The sequence below is a fragment of the Rahnella sp. JUb53 genome, from assembly GCF_004346065.1.
In the GTDB taxonomy this organism is placed as follows: Bacteria; Pseudomonadota; Gammaproteobacteria; order Enterobacterales; family Enterobacteriaceae; genus Rahnella; species Rahnella variigena.
The window spans coordinates 74,533-95,862 of the sequence record NZ_SLYT01000010.1 but is presented as its reverse complement, the minus strand read 5'-3'; the positions used below and the strand labels follow the sequence as shown (position 1 = coordinate 95,862).

At 54.3% G+C, this 21,330-nt stretch carries 12 protein-coding genes; 6 read left to right on the top strand and 6 right to left on the bottom strand.

The window, feature by feature from the left end; genetic code table 11:
• The first annotated feature begins 156 nt into the window (after positions 1-156).
• Genes EC840_RS20450 through EC840_RS20440 form a run of 3 tightly spaced genes read left to right on the top strand, consistent with a single transcriptional unit; the run spans position 157 to position 7,036 of the window.
• Complete coding sequence (locus EC840_RS20450) at positions 157-2,505, top strand: class I SAM-dependent DNA methyltransferase (protein ID WP_132966814.1); 2,349 nt, start codon at positions 157-159, stop codon at positions 2,503-2,505.
• Positions 2,502-3,791 carry a restriction endonuclease subunit S gene (locus tag EC840_RS20445; protein WP_132966812.1) on the top strand — a complete coding sequence of 430 codons (1,290 nt, stop codon included), beginning with the start codon at positions 2,502-2,504 and terminating at the stop codon, positions 3,789-3,791. The genes EC840_RS20450 and EC840_RS20445 overlap by 4 nt, the downstream gene beginning before the upstream one ends.
• A complete protein-coding gene (locus EC840_RS20440) occupies positions 3,788-7,036 on the top strand; it encodes a DEAD/DEAH box helicase family protein (protein WP_132966810.1) in 3,249 nt (1,082 codons plus the stop codon). Before EC840_RS20445 ends, EC840_RS20440 begins: the two co-directional genes overlap by 4 nt.
• A gap of 45 nt (positions 7,037-7,081) precedes the next feature.
• On the opposite strand, the gene EC840_RS20435 is transcribed toward EC840_RS20440, so the two are convergent.
• Positions 7,082-7,378 (bottom strand): SelT/SelW/SelH family protein, encoded by a 297-nt coding sequence (locus EC840_RS20435; protein WP_129639156.1) that lies wholly within the window; start codon positions 7,376-7,378, stop codon positions 7,082-7,084.
• A 49-nt stretch (positions 7,379-7,427) separates the two neighbouring features.
• On the bottom strand, positions 7,428-8,330 hold the full coding sequence (locus tag EC840_RS20430; RefSeq protein ID WP_207914779.1) for a LysR family transcriptional regulator: 903 nt from the start codon (positions 8,328-8,330) through the stop codon (positions 7,428-7,430).
• Between the two features lie 122 nt (positions 8,331-8,452).
• Between EC840_RS20430 and EC840_RS20425 the strand changes: the two genes are divergently transcribed.
• Together EC840_RS20425 and EC840_RS20420 are read left to right on the top strand one after the other, a co-directional pair.
• Entirely contained in the window at positions 8,453-9,550 is a 1,098-nt protein-coding gene (locus EC840_RS20425; protein WP_112290884.1) for an NADH:flavin oxidoreductase/NADH oxidase, read from the top strand.
• Between the two features lie 190 nt (positions 9,551-9,740).
• The gene (locus EC840_RS20420) at positions 9,741-10,244 is read left to right on the top strand and encodes an SRPBCC domain-containing protein (RefSeq protein WP_129639154.1); all 504 of its coding nucleotides are present in this window, start codon (positions 9,741-9,743) and stop codon (positions 10,242-10,244) included.
• Positions 10,245-10,323: 79 nt separating this feature from the next.
• Here EC840_RS20420 and EC840_RS20415 read toward each other — a convergent pair whose 3' ends face one another.
• Both EC840_RS20415 and EC840_RS20410 read right to left on the bottom strand, forming a co-directional pair.
• On the bottom strand, positions 10,324-10,530 hold the full coding sequence (locus tag EC840_RS20415) for a hypothetical protein (RefSeq protein WP_113877992.1): 207 nt from the start codon (positions 10,528-10,530) through the stop codon (positions 10,324-10,326).
• Positions 10,527-11,072: a hemolysin gene (locus tag EC840_RS20410; RefSeq protein WP_243701104.1), complete on the bottom strand. Its 546-nt coding sequence runs from the start codon at positions 11,070-11,072 to the stop codon at positions 10,527-10,529. Before EC840_RS20410 ends, EC840_RS20415 begins: the two co-directional genes overlap by 4 nt.
• Before the next feature lie 93 nt (positions 11,073-11,165).
• Here EC840_RS20410 and EC840_RS25590 point away from each other — a divergent pair, with 93 nt between their 5' ends.
• Positions 11,166-11,372, top strand: a complete 207-nt coding sequence (locus EC840_RS25590; protein ID WP_240783395.1) for a hypothetical protein — start codon at positions 11,166-11,168, stop codon at positions 11,370-11,372.
• Positions 11,373-11,479: 107 nt separating this feature from the next.
• Here the strand turns inward: EC840_RS25590 and EC840_RS20405 are convergent, their stop codons facing one another.
• Together EC840_RS20405 and EC840_RS20400 are read right to left on the bottom strand one after the other, a co-directional pair.
• Positions 11,480-11,764: a hypothetical protein gene (locus EC840_RS20405; RefSeq protein WP_129640111.1), complete on the bottom strand. Its 285-nt coding sequence runs from the start codon at positions 11,762-11,764 to the stop codon at positions 11,480-11,482.
• A 2-nt stretch (positions 11,765-11,766) separates the two neighbouring features.
• Positions 11,767-21,330: a hemagglutinin repeat-containing protein gene (locus tag EC840_RS20400; protein WP_132966808.1), complete on the bottom strand. Its 9,564-nt coding sequence runs from the start codon at positions 21,328-21,330 to the stop codon at positions 11,767-11,769.

Genomic DNA, 21,330 nt, shown 5'->3' with positions numbered 1-21,330 from the left:
TCTTAGCGTTAAATACCTGTTTGTTTAAGTGGTGCTCGTAAGGTGTTGTTGTATAAGAATAAAAGTTAAATATCCATGGTATTTATAAGGTTTATTGAGTTTAATAAGTTGAACAATGCGCTTATCTCTCATCAACCTGCCCACCATGGATGAACTATGACCAAAATGGACTTTTCCCAAACCGCTGCCTTTATCTGGTCAGTGGCTGATTTACTACGTGGTGATTTCAAACAGTCGCAGTACGGACGCATCATTCTTCCCTTTGCCTTGCTGCGCCGTCTGGAATGCGTGCTGGAAAACAGCAAAGACGCGGTCGTGATACAGGCGCAAAAAGTGCACGCCATGGCGTTGCCGGAAGAAGCGCAGGAAAAGCTGATTTTGCGCGCCACCGGCGGACTGGCGTTTTTCAACACCTCGCCGATGAACCTCAGCAAGCTTGGACAAAAAGACACCCGGGATAATCTGGAGAACTACATTCAGAGCTTCTCCACCGATGCCCGCGAGATTTTTGAACACTTCAAATTCAGCGAATTTATCAGTCAGCTCGACGAAGCCAATTTGCTGTATAAAGTGGTGCAAAAAGTCGCAGCGACCGATCTCAGCCCGGCGGCGGTATCCAACCACGATATGGGGCTGGTGTTTGAAGAACTGATCCGCCGCTTTGCCGAAGGATCCAATGAAACGGCGGGTGAGCACTTTACGCCGCGCGACATTGTGCGTCTGACCACCGCGCTGGTGTTTATGAAAGACGATGAGGCGCTGACCCGCGACGGGATCATCCGCACCATTTACGATCCGACGGCGGGTACGGGCGGCTTTTTATCGGCGGGGATGGAATACCTGCACGAGCTGAATCCGAACGCCGTGATGCGGGCATTCGGACAGGAACTGAACCCGGAATCCTACGCCATTTGCAAAGGCGACATGCTGATCAAAGGGCAGGACGTCAGCCTGATTAAACTCGGCAACACACTTTCCAACGATCAGCTTCCCGCCGATAAATTTGACTACATGCTCTCCAATCCGCCGTTCGGTGTGGACTGGAAGAAAATCGAAACCGAGATCAGCGACGAACATACCCTGAAAGGTTTTGATGGCCGTTTTGGTGCCGGGTTACCACGTGTTTCCGACGGTTCGCTGCTGTTTCTGCTGCATCTGATCAGCAAAATGCGCGACGGCGGCAAAGAGGGCGGCGGCCGCATCGGCATTATTCTTAACGGTTCGCCATTGTTTACCGGCGGGGCGGGCAGCGGTGAAAGCGAAATCCGCCGTTATATTCTGGAAGCCGACCTGCTCGAAGGCATCGTCGCGCTGCCGACCGACATGTTCTACAACACCGGCATTTCGACCTATGTGTGGATCCTGTCGAATAACAAAGACAGCGCACGTAAGGGCAAGGTTCAGCTGATCGACGGCTCAAACCTGTGCGGTAAAATGCGCAAATCGTTAGGGTCGAAGCGTAATCTGATGGGCGAAGATGACATCAGACTCATCACCCGCACCTTTGGTGATTTTGCGGTGATCAATCCGACCCCGCTGTATGAGCTGGGATTAGAGAAAGCGCCGGAACAAAAATCCAGCCGTGGCCGTCAGTCCGCCAGCAGTAAAAAAGACGCGCCGAAAACCTTCGCCAGCAAAATCTTTAACAGCACCGATTTCGGCTACCGTCGCCTGACCATTGAACGTCCGCTGCGCCTTTGTGCACAAATCACCGATCAGGCCATTGCCACTTTACGTTTCGCGCCGAAGCCGTTTAACGCGCCGATGGAGCGGTTGTATCAGGATTTCGCCGCGCCGTGGAATGCGCAGATTTATGGCGATTTTTCGCAGGTAGAAACCGAAGCCCGCGCCATCATTAAAGCCGATTTCCCCGAGCTAAAAGAGAAGCAGATTAAAGACCTGCTCGACCCCAGACTGTGGCTGGCGCAACGCACGCTGATGGAGAAAGCCCGTCAGATCCAGATGGCCTTCGGCACCACTGACGGCGGTAAACACAGCGTCAGCAACGATTTCAATCAGTTTGATCACTCACTGAAAACCGCGCTCAGTGTTGCTTGCGTGAAGCTCGATACCAGAGAGAGAAAGCAGTTTATCGACGCAATCACCACCAAAAATCCGGCAGCCGAACCGGTGGTGAAGAAAGTCCTGAAAGAGAGTGAACAGCCGTTGTATGGCGCGTTCCGCTACAAAGGCAACGTGGTCGAGTTCGAACCTGACGGTGATTTACGCGATAACGAAAACGTCCCGCTCGATCCCTCCGTTGCTACCAGCCAGCTTATCGAAAGCTATTTCGACCGTGAGGTAAAACCGCACGTCAGTGACGCCTGGATCAACGCCGACAAACGCGATACGAAGGACAACGAGATCGGCGTCGTCGGTTACGAGATCCCGTTCAACCGCCACTTCTATGTCTATCAGCCGCCACGCGACCTGAAAGAGATCGACGCCGACCTCGATGCCATCAGTGCCGAAATCATGGCGCTGTTGCAGGAGGTGCATTCATGAGCGGGCGGTATAAGGCGTATGGGGAATATAAGGATTCCGGGGTTGAGTGGCTGGGGGAAATACCTAAGAGTTGGAAAGCAAAGCGGTTAGCTGCTTTTTTTGAAGAACGCAGAGAGAAAGTAAGTGATAAGGATTATTCACCTCTATCTGTCACAATGAAAGGCATTGTCCCGCAACTTGAAAATGCAGCAAAAACTGAAGCTGGCAATAATAGAAAATTAGTTTTAAAAAATGATTTTGTAATTAACAGTCGTTCAGATCGAAAAGGTTCCTCAGGAGTATCTTCTCTTGTTGGTTCTGTTTCACTAATTAGTATTGTTATGGTACCAACGAGGATTTATCCGTACTTCGCCCATCACTTACTTCGAAGTTATTCATTCCAAGAGGAGTTTTATCGGTATGGAAAGGGGATTGTTGCTGATTTATGGAGCACCAACTCTTCAGAAATGAAAAATATTCTAATACCTGAAGTTCCGATGCGAGAGCAAGAAGCTATTGCCGCCTTCCTCGATCACGAAACCGCCAAAATCGATACCCTGATCGACAAGCAGCAACAACTGATTGAACTGCTAAAAGAAAAACGTCAGGCGGTGATCAGCCATGCGGTGACCAAAGGGCTGGACCCTGATGTGCCGATGAAAGATTCGGGAGTTGAGTGGTTGGGGGAAGTGCCGGAGCATTGGGATGTAATCCAACTAAAGTATATAACCTCAATGTCATCGGAAAAAATAAAAAATATTAATGACAGATATGTTGGTATGGAAAATATTTCTTCCGGAAATGGGAAGTATATATTCAAAGAAGAAGTGGTCTCCGATGGGATTTCAGTATCCTTTAATCAGGGGGATGTTTTGTTTGGAAAGCTTAGGCCGTACCTCGCAAAATCATGGGTAGCAGATTTTTCAGGTGTTTGCTCATCAGAGTTTTTAGTTTTACGGGCACTCAAAGTTAGTCCATATTTTTTGAATTATTACCTGCTGACGAATGATTTCATTGAGCAAGTTAACTCCTCAACATATGGATCAAAAATGCCTCGCGCAAGTTGGGATTTTATTGGTCTATTATCAGTACCCATTTGTTCTTATAAAACATCAGAAATTATTGCTCTTTATCTCGATAAAATAACATTAAAAATCGATACCCTGATCGAACTCCAACTGCTACAAATAGAACTCCTCAAAGAACGCCGTACCGCCCTGATTTCCGCCGCTGTCACCGGCAAAATAGACGTGCGTGACTGGCAGGTTCCTGTCACACAAACCGAATCCGACGAGGTGATGGCATGATGTCGGATCCGACCAAAGAACGGATTTTTCAGGATGAGATAATCGCGCAGCTGTGCGCTAACGGCTGGATCACCGGTAAACCGGACGGCTACGATCGCGAGCGGGCGCTGTATCTGCAGGACGTTCTGACCTTTGTGCACACCACGCAGCCGAAAGAGTGGGAGAAGCTGGCGCGGGTGTATCCGCAGGATACCGAACGTCATTTCCTCGATGCGCTGGTAGCGCAGTTAAGCAAAGCCGACACTAACGCCACGGACAAACTTTCGCGTACTTACGGCACCCTCGGCGTATTGCGCCACGACCTGAAGATCCGCAATGCCAGTTTTACCTTGTGCCAGTTCAAACCCGAGCACGACCTGAATCCCGATACGCTGACGCGTTACCGGCAAAATATCTGCCGCGTGGTGCCGGAACTGGTGTACAGCCCGTATGCCAGCCCCGAGCATTTTGCGGAAAGCGGGGTGAAAGCTAAAAGATGGCGTATCGATCTGGTGTTGTTCGTCAATGGTCTGCCGGTCGCCACCCTGGAGCTGAAATCCGAGTTTAAGCAGACGGTGCAAAGCGCCATCGCTCAGTACAAAGACACCCGCCCGCCGAAAGATCCGGCGACCAAAAAGCCGGAGCCGTTGCTGACATTCAAGCGCGGGGCGCTGGTGCATTTCGCCGTCAGCCAGTACGACGTATTCATGAACACCCGGCTGGCGGGCGATCAGACCTTTTTTCTGCCGTTCAACAAAGGCACGCCGGAAGGCGGAAAGGGCAATCCGACGCCCGCCGACCAGACCCGTTACGCGACGGATTATCTGTGGAATGAAGTGTTGCTGCCCGATAACCTGCTGACCATTTTAGGCAGTTACGTGCATTTGCAAATCGATGAGAAAGAAGACTGGCAGGGACTGAAATACAAAAAAGAAGCGCTGATATTTCCGCGATATCATCAGTGGGATGTGGTGAATAAACTGGTGCGTGCCGCAACGGAAGAGGGCTGCGGACATAAATACCTGATCCAGCACAGCGCGGGTTCCGGCAAATCTAATTCGATTGCCTGGACAGCGCATCAGCTTTCGACGCTGTATAACGCCGGCGGACAAAAGCAGTTTCATTCGGTGATTGTGGTCACTGATCGCACGGTGCTGGACGATCAGCTTCAGGACACTATCTATCAGTTTGAACATGCCGACGGTGTGGTCGGGCGCATCAATAACAAGACCGGCGATGGCTCAAAAGCCGAGAAGCTCGCCGCCGCGCTGGAAAACTCGCAGCCGATTATTATCGTCACCATCCAGACGTTCCCGTTTGTGCTGAAAGCGATTGAAAACAGCGTGAGCCTGAAACAGCGCCAGTACGCGATCATTGCCGACGAGGCGCATTCTTCACAAAGCGGTTCAACGGCGCGTCAGCTGAAAGAAGTGCTGATGCTGGAAAATACCGGCGACGACGTTGAGCTGTCTTCCGAAGACATCATGGACGCCACGATGGCTGCCCGGCGTGGCAGCAATAATCTCAACTATTACGCTTTTACCGCTACGCCGAAAGCCAAAACGCTGGAACTGTTTGGCCGTCTTCCCAACCCGAACGAACCGGCGTCTAAAACCAACCGGCCACAGGCGTTTCATGTTTATTCCATGCGGCAGGCCATCGAAGAGGGCTTTATTCTCGACGTGCTGAAAAATTACGTCACCTATCATGTGGCTTATAAACTGGCGCAGAAACAGCAAGATGCAGATAAAGAAGTCGATAGCAAAAAGGCCGGCAGGCGGCTGAGTCAGTGGGTGCGGCTGCATGATCACAATATCTCGCAGAAAGTGAAAGTGATTGTCGAACATTACAAAAATCACGTCATGAACTTACTCGGCGGGCAGGCGAAAGCCATGGTCGTCACCAGCTCGCGTAAGGAAGCGGTGCGCTACAAACTGGCATTCGACAAATACATTATTGAAAATAATTACCAGAAAATCAGCGCCATGGTGGCGTTTTCCGGTGAGGTGGAATTCACCGAAAACGACCCGAGCAGTGACGGGCAACTGGGACAGAAATTCACGGAATCCAGCATGAATCCCGGCCTGAAAGGACGTGATATGCGCAAGGCTTTCGACAGCGACGATTATCAGGTGATGCTGGTAGCAAACAAATTCCAGACGGGATTTGACCAGCCGAAACTGTGCGCCATGTATGTCGATAAACCGCTCGGCGGCGTCGAATGCGTGCAGACCCTTTCACGCCTGAACCGCATTTATCCCCTCAAAGCCGAATCCGGCACCTTTATTCTCGATTTCTATAACCAGCCTGACGAAATCCTCGCTGCCTTTCAGCCGTATTATCAGACCGCTGAACTGATGGACGTATCCGATCCGGCGCTCGTTTTCGAGCTGTTTGAAAAGCTGCGTACCAGCGGGATTTTTCAGTGGAATGAAGTCGAACAGTTTTGCACTGCTTTTTTCAGCAAGAACAAGTCCAGCGCCGCGCTCAGCAATATCAGCAGACCGGCCGTGGTGCGCTGGGAGAAACGCTATGCCTCGGCGATTGAAGCCTATAAGCAGGCGAAAGATATGTTTGAACGCACCAAAAAAACGCAGGAGCCGGTGATTATCGCCAATGCAGAGAACACCTTTAAAGACTGCAAAAAGGAAAAAGACCGGCTGGAAATCTTCAAAAAAGACCTCGGCAGCTTTGTCCGTTTCTACGAGTTCATTTCGCAGATCGTCGATTACGATAATAAAGATCTGGAGAAACTGAGCCTGTTCGCAAGGCATCTGCGGCCCTTACTGCGTGAGCAAAACGTGCAGGAAGACGACGTGGATTTGCATAACGTGGTGATGAGCCATTACCGTTTATCGAAAATACGCGAGCAAAGTCTGCGGCTTACCGACAGCAGTCGTGACGACCGGTTGCAACCCGGTAATGACGTCGGCTCGGCGAAACCCAAAGACAAGAAAGAGGATTTTCTGTCGCATGTGCTGGAGCGTTTAAACGAACTGTTTATTACCGATAATCTGACGGATAAAGATTTGATCAGCGGCTTGCACACTGTTTGCGGCAAGATTTCGGAGAACCAGACGGTTATGACACAACTTGCCAATAATACGTCTGAGCAGGTGATGCTGGGAGACTTTCCAAAAGCGGTTGATGAAGCCATCATGGACTGTAACGCCGCCCAGCAGGAAATCATGCTGCAATATCTCTCCAGTCCCGCCATCGCTAAAGGCTATGCAAGAGTCATTTTAGATATGCTGAAAGCCGGTTAACACGTGAATGGGCTGCGGCGAAAGCCGCAGCGTCAATGCAACGACTTACTCTTCGCCAGTCTTCTTCTTATCCACATGCCCCAGCGATCTGTCCGGGAAACAGATATCGCGCACGCGCTGTTTGAGCGGCGCGGCATCCGGAAAACCGCCGTCGCGTTTGCGTTCCCAGATAATTTCATCATCGACTTTGATTTCGTAAATGCCACCGGTGCCGGGAACCAGCGTCACGGAAGCCAGATCGGTACTGAACGAATTCAGCAGTTCCTGCGCCATCCATGCGGCGCGAAGCATCCAGTTGCATTGGGAACAATAAGTGATGGTAATGGCAGGCAGTTTTTCCATGGTGCTGACCCTTTTTGGAAGATTTTATCGATGTTTTAGAAAGCAGATATTAGTGTCCGCTACAGACCTGCGCCAGTTGTTGTCTAAGCCACTGATGCGCCGCAGAAAGATGCGAGCGTTCGTGCCACGCGGCGACTTTAGTAAAGCCGGGAATGTCCAGCGGTGGCGGCATGACTTCCAGCCCTGTGACGTCGCGCACCAGCCGTTCCGGTACCACGGCGATCAAATCTGTGGTCTGTAAGACCGGCGGCAGCACCAGAAAACTGTTTACCGACAGCACCACATTGCGCTTTTTACCCAGCGCCTGAAGCGCGGTATCCGTCACGCCGGTAAAATTCTCTCCGCTGAGCGACACCAGCGCATGATCGTACTGACAAAAAGTCTCGAGCGAAATCGTCCCTTGTTCCAGCGCCGGATGGCCTTTGCGCAGCGTACAAACATAGCGCTCATCGTATAAATGGCGGATATGCAGATCAGGCGGGGTTGTCTCCGGCGTCAGCAGCGCGAGGTCGATTTCACCGCGCTCCAGCCGCCCCTGGATGGTCGAATCCTCAACCCGCTGGACTGACAGATGAATGCCGGGCGCCAGCTTCTGTAGCAGGGAAAAGAACGGCACGATAATCACGCTTAGCGCGTAATCGGTGGCGGCGAGGGTAAACGTCATCTCGCAGTCAGCGGGCACAAAGACTTCCGGTTGCAACAGCGCCTCGATTTCCGCCATCACCCGTTTCACCGGTTTAGCCAGCGCCAGCGCGCGTTCGGTCGGTACGATGCCGTAGCGCGCCCGCACAAATAACGGGTCGTCAAAACTTTCCCGCAGGCGCGTCAGCATGCTGCTCACGGCGGGTTGAGTCAGGGAAAGACGCTCTGCGGCGCGGGTCACGTTGCGTTCGTCGAGCAATGCATCGAAAGTCTTTAGCAGGTTGAGGTCGAGACTTTTCAGATTGCGCATGGGCAGGGCACCGATTGAGTTATAACGAAATTTGATACGCACTATAATATTTCTACACTTCTGCTTATAGCTCTTTGGCAGCACTCTGAGTGCTGAATGTGCCAATCCACCGAGGAAATATTATGTCTGCACTATTTACGCCGTTTACGTTGAAAGACGTCACCTTAAAAAACCGCATTGCGGTTCCGCCTATGTGCCAGTATTCCGCCACTGATGGCGTGCCGAATGACTGGCATCAGGTGCATTACGCCACGCTGGCACGCGGCGGCGCGAGCCTGGTGATTGTCGAAGCGACGGCGGTTTCACCGGAAGGCCGTATCACACCGGGATGTCTGGGGATCTGGAACGATGAACAGGCTGCTGAACTGGCGAAGATCGCCAAATCCATCAAAGCCGCAGGCGCAGTACCGGGGATCCAGATTGGTCACGCAGGCCGCAAAGCCAGCGCCAATCTGCCATGGGAAGGGGACGACCATATTGCTGAAGGCGATCCGCGTGGCTGGGCGACCATTGCGCCATCCGCGGTAGCATTCGGCAAACATCTGCCAAAAGTGCCGAAAGAAATGACCAAAGCCGATATCCAGCGCGTGATGGCCGATTTTGTCGCTGCCGCAAAACGCGCACGCGATGCCGGTTTTGAATGGCTGGAACTGCATTTCGCCCACGGCTATCTGGCGCAAAGCTTCTTCTCCGTGCATTCCAACACCCGCACCGACGAATACGGCGGTGATTTCGCTGGTCGCAGCCGTTTCCTGATTGAAACTTTCGATGCCGTGAATGCCGTCTGGCCGAAAAACCTGCCGATCACCGCGCGTTTTGGCGTGATCGAATACGATGGCCGTGATGAAGAAACCCTGGCGGAATCTATCGAACTGACCCGTATTCTGCGTGAGAAAGGGCTGGATATGCTTAACGTCAGCGTCGGTTTCTCGACCTGGGAAGCACAGATCCCATGGGGTGCTGGTTTCCTGGCACCGGTGTCGCGCCGCGTACGTGCCGAAGCCGGTTTACCGGTGGCAAGTTCATGGGGCGTCGCTTCCGCTGAAATCGCCGAGCGTTGTATCAGCGAACAAGATATGGATCTGGTGATGATTGGCCGCGCTATGCTCGCCAACCCGCATTATCCGTATGCGCTGGCGAAAGAACTGGGCGAGGACAACCCTTCATGGGTTCTGCCTGCGCCTTACGCGCACTGGCTTGAGCGTTACAGCATCAGCTGATATTCGTTTTACATCAGCGCATTAACTGACAGGCAGAAGCTTTCTTCTGCCTGTTTTTTTGTCCGGCGCTCAGATATAAAAATAATGAATATTTATCATCACGAGCGGTAATTTCCGTAATATCTCAGCGATGCGTATTCTTTGTGAACACCAGCCAGCGGGCTGTTCCACAGATAAAAAGGAAACACACATGAATGCGATTAACTGGCCACAGGGCTATATTCCCGGCGAAACCGACAACTTCGCATCTAACGAAATGATCATCACCGGTGTGACCGTGGAAGAACTCTGGGCACAACTCGATAACACGGCCGCCTGGCCGGTTTACTACAGTAATGCATCTGATATTGACTTCCACGACGGCAGCGGACCGGGCCTGAGCGACGGCGCACGTTTTCGTTTCAGCACCTTCGGTTTTCCGGTGGAAGCGCAGGTTAATGAATACGTCCCGCCGGTCAAAGGCCAGCCAGCGCGAATGGCGTGGCACGGCTGGGCAGAAGGCGATGCCGACACCCGTCTCGATGTGCATCACGCGTGGCTTATCGAAGAACTGTCCGGCGGCCGCGTACGTATCCTGACGCAGGAAACCCAAAATGGAAAACCCGCACGCGAACTGGCAATAACGCGACCTAACCCGATGATCAACGGTCATCAGGAATGGCTGGACGGGATGATTAAAGCGGCGCGGGGATAGCTGATCATCCGGCTGGCGACCGAAGCGTAATTAGCTGACGTATAAAGTAAGATCCCGCCAACGAGGGCGGGATTTCTTATTAAAGTTTAATCTTATTAGCTTCCGCAATATCACTTAGCAAAGCACCGAATGCTAAAAGCTCTTCTCTAGTCCAGCCCGTTAAAGTGGGTATCTCATCTTTACTGCATGATATCAGTACGGCTGACTCTAGTTCTCTTATGAGATTAAATTCCCTATGTGTAATTTCAACCACAAGCAACTCATCATTTTTATCTATTATTTTCAATCGACTATCCTCGTTAATTCATTGGCGGAGGTGCGCACCATGTCCGCGACCTGCGAGCCGATCTGCGCGATGGCGCGGTTCTCATCGATGCGCTGCTGTTCTTTAGCAGCATCGAAGATCGGCGCCAGCGTGCTGTGGGCGTTGTCGGTGTCGCGGCTTAACTCAGCGACATCCTGCGTCTGTTTCTCTTTATCGCGGATGACGATCGTGCCGTCCGCGACAGCGGAACCGGTGGTGCTGGCGGCGCTGCCGTCGTTGTTCAGCCCGGCGAGCATGCCGTTGGCCATATTGCCCATGAACTGTGAGGCGGTGTTGCCGCTGGAGCTCATGCTGGCGCTGCTGCTCTCGACGCTGTAATCGGCTTTGTTGCGGATGTCGTTCCAGCCCAGCGTGCTGGTATCGAGGCGGTTTTTGTCCGACGTGGCACCGGAGGCAATCACGCCGCCGTTAAGCTGGGTGTGGTTGCCGACGGTGATGTCGAAGCCGCCGCTGCCCGCGAATATGCCGCTCTGGTCGGTGACGCTGGCATAGTCGGCGTTCATTTTGTCCTGCGTCAGGCTGATGTACCCGCTGCCGCCACCGCCGCCCCATGTGAAGCTGCCGCCCGCTGCGGCGCTCTGCTGTTTCGAATCGTAATGTTCGGTGTCCTGCAGGCTTTCGACCGTCAGGTTGTGGCCAATCTCAGCGGTGATCTGCTCACCGGAAACCTGTGCGCCTCTGATGTTCAGATCGTTACCGGCATTGATGTTCAGGTTGTTGCCTGCGGCAGCGTTGACGTCGGCGAAAATGCTGATGCCAGGTTTTTAAAGAGCGTCTGGATTAACGGCCTAGTTTGTTACTAAGTGACTCAAACTTCACCTTTTCCGGAGGCCAGCGGGGTACGCAACGATGGGCTACTGTTAAACGATAGATAAAACCGCCCAGCTGAATGGCTGGGCGATTATGTTTTCTAGGATGGATATTTATCTGATAAATAACGCATTATTGCAGAAATATTTTTCAAGTTATAACCCATCAACTTGTTAGCATTCTGAGCTTGACATAACGTGTCATAATCATCCTCTAGTTGGCCTATATCTAATTGATTTGGCTCATTATAAGGATCATATTTAAACTCCGAAGGTATATTCCAATAAAAATCTGCTTCTAAAGGAATGCTACTCATACCTTTTTTCCTCATTTCGTTAAATATGTCACTTATCGCTTTTTCGAGTAAATCAAGATCTACTTGCATATTTAACCCTTACCATTTTTTATTTCATGTATATTCTTATTAAACGTCTTAATCTCATTTTCAAGATGACGAATTCTTCCTTCGATAATCCTTTGTCTAACTGCATCGCTCGGTGCATTCTGAAGATGGCCTTGATTATCAAACGCATCGGGGTTGCGTTTATAAGCAGCTAATTTTTCCTCATGAGCTTTTATTTGCTCTTCCAGAGATTTAATAGACCTTTTGTCCGAAGTGCTTAGTTTTTTATCTCGCGCACTTTCCTCATCTTCTGGTCCCCAGCCACCTGGCGTTCCTGAACCAGTACCCCCTAACTCAGCCTTATCTGCATCTGTTAGGTCTTTACCGATATTTGGAGTGGAATCAGCATCAGAATTGAGCATACCTGCTATCAGATGTAATGCAAAAGCAGCTTCCATAGGGCAGCTTCCGCCTGATAAACACTGTTTGACGGCGTCCTGACCAAATTCAGTGACTGCTTTATCCAGTGCCAGCGCGGCTTCCTGATTCGCGCTTCGTACTGATTCTGTACCACCAGCCGCTGCAATATTGTTAGCTATCATCATGTTTTGCAGCTGCACGATAGTGAACATATTATTGCTGACTTCGTTTTGACCCGATTTCGCCCCATCGATCCCCGAGCTTACCTCTCCTCCGACTACGCCACCGGCGATCCCTGAGGCTAACGTTGCCAGCGCAACTACACCTTGTTTCTCTTCCTCGCTCAGATCTTTGATGTCTTTGCCCGGATAGAGCGCTTCGGCGATGTACTTCGCGCCTGCGGCTGACAGCCCGGCACCGGCCGCGCCTGCTGCCGCATTGCCGCCCTGCATTTCGGCGACGACGGCACCGGCCAGCGCGTGGCTGATGATGCGTTCAGCGCCTTCGGCGGTGTGGGTTTTGATGTATTCAGCCATGTAAGGCGCGGCTGCGCCCGCCACGGCGGAGCCCCAGTCGCCTCCCGTCAGGCCTTGTATGGCGGCGGTGATCGCCTGTACGGCTTTCTGTTTATCGCTGCCGGTGCCGTAGTCGTTTAGCGCCGTGTCGTAGGCACGTCTGGCGATGTCTTCAGCGGTTGGCGTTTTTCCTTCGGCTTCCAGCGCGGCTTTCGCGGCGGCGAGATTGTCGGGATTTTTCGCCGCTTCCTGTGCCGCGATTTTCCCTTCGGTGCGCACGATGTCCGCCACCTGCGAGCCAATCTGCGCGATGGCGCGGTTCTCGTCGATGCGCTGCTGTTCTTTGGCAGCATCGAAGATCGGCGCCAGCGTGCTGTGGGCGTTGTCGGTGTCGCGGCTTAACTCAGCAACATCCTGCGTCTGTTTCTCTTTATCGCGGATGACGATCGTGCCGTCCGCGACAGCGGAACCGGTAGTGCTGGCGGCGCTGCCGTCGTTGTTCAGCCCGGCGAGCATGCCGTTGGCCATATTGCCCATGAACTGTGAGGCGGTGTTGCCGCTGGAGCTCATGCTGGCGCTGCTGCTCTCGACGCTGTAATCGGCTTTGTTGCGGATGTCGTTCCAGCCCAGCGTGCCGGTATCGAGGCGGTTTTTGTCCGACGTGGCACCGGAGGCAATCACGCCGCCGTTAAGCTGGGTGTGGTTGCCGACGGTGATGTCGAAGCCGCCGTTGCCCGCGAATATGCCGCTCTGGTCGGTGACGCTGGCATAGTCGGCGTTCATTTTGTCCTGCGTCAGGCTGATGTACCCGCTGCCGCCACCGCCGCCCCAGGTGAAGCTGCCGCCCGCTGCGGCGCTCTGCTGTTTCGAATCGTAATGTTCGGTGTCCTGCAGGCTTTCGACCGTCAGGTTGCGGCCAATCTCAGCGGTGATCTGCTCACCGGAAACCTGTGCGCCCCTGATGTTCAGATCGTTACCGGCATTGATGTTCAGGTTGTTGCCTGCGCCGATTTCGGAATTCGTCCAGGTGGTGCCGTCGCCGTGGTTTTTGCCTGCGGCAGCGTTGACGTCGGCGAAAATGCTCAGCCCGGCTTTTTCACCGCTGACCCCGAAACTGATGCCGATATCGCCGCCGGCGCTGCTGTTTTTGCCGGTGGTTTTTTGGGTGTTATCGGCCGCCAGCAGATTGATGTCGTCGGCAGCGGACAAGCTCAGATCACCGTCAGCTTTGATTTTGCTGCCGATAACGTTGAGGTCGCCCTCGCGTGCTTCGATCGTGGCGTTGCCGCCGGCCATCACCGACGAACCGGTGGCGGCGCGTTGATCGGTTATTTGCTCGGACCGGCTTTCCTGATGGCTGATGGAGGCCGAGATGCCGATAAAGCTATTTTCCCCGCTGTTGTTGCCGTCAAGCTGGGTACCCTGATACGCCTGATAGCCGTTCAGTCCGGCTTTGATGCCATCAAGTGCTGCCATCCGGCCGCTGCTGTCATCACTGGCACTTTGTGCGGCGGTATAGCCGCTGTTAGCTGCTGCACCGGCGGTACCCGACAGGGCGATGTTCAGGCCGGTGGTTTTTTGCTCGAAGGTCTCTTTGCGGTGCAGGGCGTCCTGACCGGGGTCAATCTGCACGCTTTTACCGCTGATCAGCATGTCCTGAGTGGAGATCACGTCCGAGCCGCTGACGTGGACGTTGTTGCCCGCCATCAGGCTGACGTCGCCGCCGAGGCTGCCAATCGAGCTTGCGCTCTGGCTTTGTGTGGTGCCGTCTTCGTTGACGCGGTGGCGGGTTTCAGTGGTGCCGAGGGTGAAGCCCAGTCCGCCGCCGCTGAACAGACCGCTTTTTTTCTTCTCATCGAGACGGTAGGCGGATTGTTCTTCGGTGGACGCCAGAACGTTGATGTCGTTGCCCGCCAGCAGGCTGACATTGCTGTCGCCGATGATGCTGGAACCATTAACGTTCAGGTCGTGACCGGCCATCATCGAAACATTGTCGCCACCGAGCTGAGTACCTTTCTCGTGAGTCGCGTAATCTTCGCGCACGGTGTGTGTGGTGGTTTTTGAGAAAATACCGCCCGAGGTTTTCGTCTGCTCGAAGAAGGAATAATCGCTTTCCGTGACGCTGTTAAGGGTGATGTCGCGTCCGGCGGTAACAGCCAGATCGCCCGTAGCATCGACTTGTGCGCCATTGAAGGTCACGTCCTGACCGGCCTGAATGCGGGTGTCCCCGCCGCTGGTCAGTCCGGTGCCTTGCTGACGGATTTGCTCATCGATCTGCTGTTTTTTCTTGCCGTGAGATTCGCTGTAGCTGCTGATGGCTTCGGCGTTGAGATTAACGTCACGTCCGGCCGCTAATGTGGCGTTATCGCCCGCACTCATACTGGCTGCCTGCGAATTAAGGTCACGACCGGCCACCAGCGTTAAATCCCCACCTGCGTTAAGCGTGGTGTTATCCACCAGGCTGAGGCGTTGTTCGCTGTTGCTGGTTTTGCTGCGGGCGCTCTGTTCCTGCGTTTGCAGGTTAATGTCGTTGCCGGCTTTGAGCGTGGCATCGCCTTTTGCGGCAATCTGACTGGCGCTGATGTTCAGGTCATGACCGGCCTGCATGGCGAGGCTGCCACCGGCGGAAATGCTGCTGGCCTGCGTGTCGGTACTCTCCGTCAGGGTGTTCTGGCCGCGAGAACTGCGCTGGTCAAGCTCACGGGTCTGGTTGGCGCTGATATTGACATCGCCGAGCGCCTGCATGGCAAGATTGCTGCCTGCGCTGAGGTGTGCACCGGTGATATCGATATTTTTACCGGCGTACATCGACAGGGAATCGCCCGCCGTGATCGAGGCCATATCGCCAGTCTGGGTGTCTGAGAGGGCGAGGGTATCGACGCCGGATTTACCCGCAGCGTTCCACTGATTGGTCAGTGTCTTGTTGATCAGATTGCCGTCGAAGCTGACCAGCGAAACGCTCTGACCGCTGATGGTCGAGCCGATGTTACTGATGTCGCCAAGCGCGAACAGGCTGAGATCGCCACCCGCTTTCATCAGCCCGGCATCGAGGTTATCAATGGTGCTCTGGCCCGAAACGTAAAGACCGGAGCTGGCCTGCATCGTCGAACCGCTGTTGGTGACCGTGCCGCCCGCCAGCTGAATATTGTTACCGGCGATCACGCTGCCGGTAGCCGGGGCGACATCTTTCGGGGAAAGGTACAGTTTGGGGATCAGCACATTCTGGCCGTTCACCACGCTGTTTTCCCACCACAAAATACTTTTATCCAGTGAGGCCACTTGTGCCGCGGTCAGCGCCACGCCAAAGGATAAACCGAGTGACTGTTGCGCGAGGGCAGCGTTATCCATCAGATATTGCATCTGCGCCAGATCGGAGCCAAATCCGTTGATGTAGCGGCTGCCGGTGGTGTTAATCAGCGCGTTGCTGACGTAGCGGGTATCGAATGCCGCATCCCCGAGGAAGCGATAATCGTAATCAGGGTGCAGATTCAGGCGGTCGAGGAAATAGGCTGAGCCGATAAACGAGGATTCTTCCGTGTACTGGCGGCCGGTTTCACGTGGCGCGACCGGCGCTTTCATTCCCTGCATCGCATAGATTTCGTTGAACAGGCTGTTATCCAGTTGTCCGAGTCCGTCCAGTTTCGGGTTGGTGATAATGAGATACGGACTTTGCGGGTCGGTGCTCACCACGAAATAGCCGCTGTTGCTGGTGGGCAGCGGGTAATCGCTGCTGTTGAGCGTCGTGCCGCCGTTCAGGGTTTGCAAGGCATCGGCAATACTGTCACGCCATTGCGGGGCGGTGATCTCTTCCTGTGAGGCGCTGGCCAGATCCTGCGACGAAGCACCGGCGAATTCAGCCGGTGCGCTGAGGGAATTCAGCGCAGGGGCAGAAAGTTCATGGCTGATGCTGCCGGCATGGGCAGAGGATGAAGTGTTGCTGATATCGCTGGCAAAGGTAGCGGTCAGGTTGCCACCGGCCTGGATCACCGCGCGGTAAGCGGCGGCATCGCTGCTGGTTTCATAAACCGGTGCGCCGGTCAGGTCAAAACGAACGGTAGTTGATGATGCCTTCTGAGTGGCATATTCCGTCGCGCTCACAGATTCACGGCAACCGGCGGCTTTTGCACAGTTGTAATGATAAATCTGGTAGGCCGAGACGGTGCCGGTGTCGACAGAATTGTTGTTCAGCCGGTCGCCGGACAGCGTCATGTTACCGCCCGATAGCAGGCTGCTGGCATTATTGTCCAGCGTACTGGCCTGCACGGTGAGATCACGGCCTGCTGCAATCCTGGCCGCATTACCTCCCGCCGTTGCCGTCCATGTTTCATCGCTGATGAGGACTTTTTGATCCTCAAGTTGCGGGCTGATCAGTACAAAATAGCGGGTCGTACAGTGGTCGTTGACGCCGCCACCGCAAAGGGTTTCTTTATCGTAGGTCAGTAAAGCGGGATCAATGTCTTTCAGTGAAACGTCAATGTAGGCCTGACCCGCCGGGACATACTGATGAGTTTCATGGGAAAAACTCAGCCCGTTGCGTTCATTGAGCAGATGGCCGGTGTAAATCGAGATATCGCCATGGGTTGTTTCGATGGTCCCGGAGCTGTTGACCGTTTCACTGCTGGCATTCCCTGCGGCATCTTTCATCATCCACAGGTTGTTTCCTGCCAGAATGTCGCCCTGAATATTACTGATCCGGTCAGCCAAAAGTGTCATGTCGAGCGCGGAATAGAGCAGGGCGCTGTTGGTCAGTGTGCCGGTGGCGCTCAGAAGCAGGTTCCCGGCAGTGCCGATAAACCCGCTGTTGGCGATATCTGCGCGGCTTTCAAGGCTGACATCACCGCCAGATTGCAGGCTGCCGCTGGCATTCTGCCGGATGTTTCCTGCACGGATGCTGAAGGTGCCGTCACCGCCCGTCAGGGTTCCCTGATTGCTGAAGTTGCCCCCGCTGGTCAGTAAGAGGCTTTGCCCCTGCATCGTGCCGTTTTGGATGAAATCACCTGACGTGCCGACGTTTAATGCCTTTCCTGCCGCCACTGTGCCGTTTTGGGTTAATGCTTCCAGCAACGTCAGCGTGACATTCCCCAGCGCCACAATCTGGCCGTTTTGCGCCAGCGTGCGGCTGTTCAGTGTGATATCGCCTGCACTGAAAATTTTCGCATTGCTGGCGTTGGCGAGCGTCTGTGTCGTCAGGTTGAGCATTTGCGCGGCAAACAACGTACCGGTGTTATTCACGCTGGCCTGATCAAGCGTCAGCGCACCTGCCTGAACCGTTCCGCTGTTTTCCAGCGCATTCCCGCCGAGCGTGGCCTGATTTTGGGCAATCAGCGTGCCGCTGTTGGTCAGCGTATTTGTGATATTCAGGCTAAGGCTGTCACTTTGCAGCCAGCCGGTGTTGAGGAAGTCAGGGGCATCAAGGCTTAACTGGCCGCCGGACAACAAACGACCCTGATTACTTATGCCCTGCGAGAGCTCAAAGGTGGCGCGCGTCGTGCCCTGCGCGATGCCGTCGTTGTTAAACGTCGCGGCATTAAGATTCAGCGTGCCATCGCTGAGGATCACACCACCGGCATGGTTTTGTGCATCGCCGGTCAGGGTCAGATCCATTGATTCCCGCGTCTGCAGGGTGCCGCTGTTATCAAGACGGGCAGTATTCAGTGTCAGCGCGCGGGTTTGCAGTTGTCCTGCGTTATCCAGGTGGCTGGCGGTGATCTTTGTGCTGCCGTTACTTTGCAGTTTGCCGGAGGATTGCTGAGTCAGTGCGTTTTGCAGCGTGAGAGTCAGTCCGTCCACGCCGGAGATTTCGCCTTCGTTATTCAGCGTATTACCGGAGATACTCAGGTTTTTGGCGATCCACTGCCCCTGATTGGTCAGCGCCAGTGCCTGAAGTGCCGCCGTTCCGCTGGCAGTCAGTTTGCTGTTTTTACCACTGATGAAGTTCTGCGTGAGCGTGAGTGTCAGCGCATCGGCGCTTTGAATCGTGCCGTTGTTGGTGAGCTGCTGGCCGCTGAGCAAAATATTCTGCCCCTGCCAGATACCGTCATTGACGACGGATTGTGCGGAAACCGACAGGTCGCCCTGAGAGAGCAATGCGCCTTGCTGACTGTTACTGAGATCCTGCAACAACGTCATCGCCAGCGTATTAAGACCAGTCAGCGCACCACGGTTATCCACCTGCGTTTGCTGGATATTAAGCTGGCTGGCCTGCACGGTGCCGCTGTTGGTCAGCCGGTTACCGTTCAGCGCGAGGCTGCCTTCACTGAGCAGGGAACCGCTGTTTTCCAGCGTTTCTGCGCTGATTTGCATCGCGCCATGGCTCATCAGTTTGCCGGTATTATCAAGCTGATGGCTGACCGTGGCCTCAAGTGATTGCTGCCCCAGCACGCTGCCACTGTTAGTAAAATCTGTGGCGAAGAGACGGGCGTTTTCACCCTGAATGATGCCGGCGTTGCCCAGTTGCGTCGCGCTGAGCGTCAGATCTGCGCCGCTCAGCAGACGACCCGACGCCGCATTGCCGAGCGCGTCGGCATGGATATCCAGCAGGGAAGAGCCCTGAATTGTGCCGGTGTTATTGAGTGAATCTGAGGTCAGGGAGAAGCTGTCCGCCAGCAGCAAACCGGCATTATTGAGTTGTGGCAGAGTAAGATCGAGCGCGCCACCGGTGACAATCTGGCCGCTGCTCAGGTTATTCAGCGAGGCGACATCCAGTTGCATGGCGCTGTTGCCCTGAAGGATCCCGCTGTTGATGAGTGAATCCGTGCTCAGACGCAACGTCTCAGCCGACACGTTGCCGCCGTTACTCAGGTTGTCCGCGCGCAGGCTGACATGTTGTGCCGCCGTTTGTCCCTTATGATTAAGCGTAACGGCCTGAATCGCCAGATTGTCCCCGGCGACCTGGGTCCCCTGCAAATCAGCCGATTCCTTCAGCGTTAAGGTCATGTCCTGTTGCGACTGCAACTGCGCTCGTGTGCCGGTCACCAGCCGGTCTGCGTTGAGTGTCAGCGTCCCGAGTGAGGCCAGCTGGCCGTCAATTTGTGCATCGGACAGATGAAGCGACAACCCGCCGTCGCTGGTCAGTGAACTGTTCTGTGAACCGGTAAAACGATCGCCCTGAAGGGAGACCAGATTGTTTCCTTTGGCGGTACCGGCCAGAGAGAACTGACTGAACGTCAGCCCCAGATCATGTCCGGCAAGCAACTGCCCGTCAGCGTCCAGGTTCAGGGACGAACCGGTAAACGTCAGATCCTTTCCTGCGCTGACCGTGCCGCCGAGGGTGGCGGTTTGTGTGCTCATCGCCAGTGACCCGCCTGACAGCAAGTCTCCGGAATTATTCAGGGTGCTCAAGTCCAGAGTAAAATTGCCCTGAGACTGAAGTTTTCCTTTATTTTCCAGCGTGGCGGTGTGAACAACGGTGTTGCGGCTGGCGGTAATATTTCCCTGATTACTCAGCTTATTACCCGTGAGCCGGACATCCTGCCCGGCAGTCAGGTTACCCTGCAAGGCAAGGTCGCCGTTGCTGGTCAGCTCCACATCACGCTGTGCATCGATATGCGTACTGTTATCCGCCGTTAACCGGGCGCTTTGCATTTTCACCGTTTGACCAGAGGTTATCTGGCTGCCACTTGCCTGCAACTGACCATTGCTGATCAGGGTGAGATTCTCGTTGCTGGTGATGGTGGCGTTTTGCAGCTGCATTTCGCCCTGGCTGTTCATCGCGACGGACTGCGCCTGATGCTTGCCGCTGAGCTGAATGTCCTGCGCATTGGCAGCGAGCGAGCCTGCCGTCGCGCTGTTGCTGAGTGTCAGCCTGCCATTGGCGTCAAGCTGCATATCGCCCTGACGCGCATTGATATTGCTGAGATTGACGCCGACGCCTTTATCGCTTGAAACCAGTTTAATGCGGTTGGCATACATGCCGCCCAGCGCGCCGGTGTCGATGGCGACACGGGGTGCGTCGCCTTTGCCCGCTAACGGCGTGACCTTGCCGCTGGCGTCAACGCGGTTGGCTCCTGCGATCACGGTCAGATCCTGCGCATTAAGTTGCGCATTGATTTCTGTTGCGCGGGAAATCAGAGAGAAATAGCCACTCTGGCTGGCGTCCAGCCCTTTGCCTTCAACGGTGATCGCGCCTTGCGTGACTTCCAGGGATTGCAGTTTACCGTCAGCACCCAGTACCGGTTTACCGGTGGTCAGGGTGGCATTCGGCGTATTGATAAATCCGCAGCCGTTACAGGTGATGCCGTAAGGGTTGGCAACCATTACGCTGGCGCCTTTCCCCGCCACTTCCATATACCCGTTGAGTTGTGAACGGTTTGCAGACGTGACTTCGTTAATGATGGCTTTGGCTTCCTGCCCGGCCTTCAGATTAGGGTTGTTCTGGATCAGGCCGCCGAGCTGGCTTTGGGTCAGCCGGTCAGTGCCGTTATTGAGGATTAAGCCTTCGGTGCCGACGTTGAAATTCTGATACTGGTTATGGGATACGCCCGCCTGATTCGGTGTCGCGATGTTAACCACCGGCACGCCGTTTCCTGCCTGATCGACCTGCGTCGCGCCGTTTGCCACCTGCACACCTGCCGCCACGGCAGGCATCACCGGCTGAATGGCGAGAAAGGTCATCAGGATGTAACTCATCAGACGACGCCAGACAGCGACCGGCGGTAACGTATTCTTTTCCAT